At 66.1% G+C, this 2,587-nt stretch carries 3 protein-coding genes; 1 reads left to right on the forward strand and 2 read right to left on the reverse strand.

Annotated features, from left to right (window positions below):
* Both ACILQR_RS16455 and ACILQR_RS16460 read right to left on the reverse strand, forming a co-directional pair.
* Nucleotides 1-293: glutathione S-transferase N-terminal domain-containing protein (locus tag ACILQR_RS16455; protein WP_395652437.1), on the reverse strand; the 293-nt coding region annotated here is incomplete at its 3' end.
* A gap of 2 nt (nucleotides 294-295) precedes the next feature.
* Nucleotides 296-988, reverse strand: coding sequence for a fumarylacetoacetate hydrolase family protein (locus ACILQR_RS16460; RefSeq protein WP_395652438.1), 693 nt, complete (start codon nucleotides 986-988; stop codon nucleotides 296-298).
* A 220-nt stretch (nucleotides 989-1,208) separates the two neighbouring features.
* Here ACILQR_RS16460 and ACILQR_RS16465 point away from each other — a divergent pair.
* Nucleotides 1,209-2,587, forward strand: a 1,379-nt coding sequence (locus ACILQR_RS16465; protein ID WP_395652439.1) for a GTP-binding protein, incomplete at its 3' end; no start/stop codon positions are given.

A 2,587-nucleotide genomic window follows, 5' to 3' on the forward strand; every position in this document is an offset into this window, starting at 1 on the left:
TGGGCAAAGCCGCGCACCTGGGCCCGCGCGGCCGGATCGGAGGGCAACAGAGGCGGGTGGGGCTGGACCTCGTTCAGATATTCGCAGATCGCCAGTGACTGGGTCAGCACCGTGCCGTCGTCCAGCACCAGACTGGGCAACAACCCCTGCGGATTGACCGCCAGATATTCCGGCGACAGCTGCTCGCCCTTGCGCAGATGCTGATACCGGCTGTCGGTCGTCAGCCCCTTCAAGCCCAGCACGATCCTGACGCGCCACGCCGCCGAGGACCGGAAATAGCCGTGCAGGATCATGATCAGTTCGCCTCCGTGCCGATGGTGACGGTCAGTTCGCCCAGACCCTCGATCGCGCCCACCAGAATGTCACCCTTCACCACCGGCCCGACCCCGGCCGGGGTACCGGTATAGATCAGGTCGCCGGGCTCCAGCCGATAGTAGCGCGAGATGTGCGCGACCACCTCGGGAACCGACCAGATCATGTCCGCCAGATCGCCCTTCTGCTTCGGCCGGCCGTTGACGCTCAGGCTGATGGCCCCTTTCGACGCGTCGAACCCGGCGGCGGGCCGGATCGGGCCCAGCGGCTTGGACTGTTCGACATTCTTGCCGGTATCCCACGGACGGCCCGCATCCTTGGCGACCGATTGAAGATCACGGCGGGTCATATCCAGTCCGGCCGCATAGCCATAGACGAGGTCCAGGGCCTGATCCTCGGCCACGTCACGGCCCGACTTGCCGATGGCGATGACCAGCTCGATCTCGTGCTGATAGTCGTGGGTCTGTTGCGGATAGGCGATGACGCTGCCGTCGGGCACGACCGTCTCGGCCCAGCTGGTGAAGAAGAAGGGCGGCTCGCGGTCCGGGTCCTTGCCCATTTCTCGCGCGTGGGCGGCATAGTTCCGGCCGATGCAGAACAGCCGCCGGACCGGAAATCTCTCGCCCGTCGTGGTGGGAGCCAGGACGCCGGGGGCCGGCTCGAAGGTCAAGGTCACGCGCTGTCTTCCTTGTAGAGGTTCGGTTTTTCCGGGGCCGTCCGACCGGAATAGCGGAACCGGGCCGGACTGTCTCGCAGCGAGACTTAAGTCCCCCACTGGCCTTTTGGTCCGCACCCCTGTAAGAGGCGCGCGCCTCCCCGCATGACGCACATTCCCCCAGCGGCCCCCGCACCCATTCCTGACTTGGGCGGCCGCCTTTTCGCATTGAACGACCGATATGAACCTTCGCAACGTCGCCATCATCGCCCACGTCGACCATGGCAAGACCACCCTGGTGGACCAGCTGCTCGCCCAGTCCGGCGTCTTCCGAGCCAATGAGGCGACGACCGAGCGCGCCATGGACTCCAACGACCAGGAGAAGGAACGCGGCATCACCATCCTGGCCAAATGCACCTCGGTGCTCTGGAACGGCGAGGCGGGCGAGACCCGGATCAACATCATCGACACCCCCGGCCACGCCGACTTCGGCGGCGAGGTCGAGCGCATCCTGGGCATGGTGGACGGCTGCGTCATCCTGGTGGACGCCGAAGAGGGCGTGATGCCCCAGACCAAATTCGTGCTGACCAAGGCGCTGAAGATGGGCATGCGTCCCATCCTCTGCATCAACAAGGTCGACCGCGCCCACGCCGATCCCGACCGTGTCCATAACGAGGCCTTCGATCTGTTCGCCGCCATCGGCGCGACGGACGAGCAGCTGGACTTCCCCCACATCTACGCCTCGGGTCGCGCCGGCTGGGCCACCCTGGACCTGAACAAGCCCAACGACACCCTGGCCCCCCTGTTCGACCTGATCGTGCGCCACGTGCCGCCGCCCAAGGTGCAGGAGAACAAGGACAAGCCGTTCCAGATCCTGAACGTGCTGATCGAGAGCGACCCCTTCCTGGGCCGGATCCTGACCGGCCGGATCGAGAGCGGCAAGGCCGTTCCCGGCATGGCGATCCACGCCCTGGACCGTGACGGCAAGGAAATCGAGCGCGGCCGGATCACCAAGGTCCTGGCCTTCCGAGGCCTGAAGCGCCAGGCCCTGGACGAGGGTTCGGAGGCAGGCGACATCGTCGCCATCGCCGGCATGTCCAAGGCGACCGTGGCCGACACCCTGTGCGCCATGGAGGTCACCGAGGCCCTGCCGGCCCAGCCCATCGATCCGCCGACCATCTCCATGACCGTCTCGGTCAACGACAGCCCCCTGGCCGGTCGCGAAGGCGACAAGGTCCAGTCGCGTGTCATTCGCGACCGCCTGCTGAAGGAAGCCGAAGCCAACGTCGCCATCCGCGTCACGACCACCGAAGGCGGCGACGCCTATGAGGTCGCCGGCCGTGGCGAACTGCAGCTGGGCGTGCTGATCGAGAACATGCGCCGCGAAGGCTTCGAGGTCTCGATCTCGCGTCCGCGCGTGGTCTTCCAGACCGGCGAGAACGGCGAGAAGCTGGAACCGATCGAGGACGTCATGATCGACGTCGACGACGAGTTCTCGGGCATCGTCATCGAGAAGCTGTCGGCGCGTAAGGCCGAGATGACCGACATGGGCCCCTCCGGCGCCGGCAAGACCCGCATCCAGCTGAAATGCCCGTCACGCTCGCTGATCGGCTATCAGGG

This window comes from Brevundimonas sp. (assembly GCF_044239655.1).
Lineage (GTDB): Bacteria > Pseudomonadota > Alphaproteobacteria > Caulobacterales > Caulobacteraceae > Brevundimonas.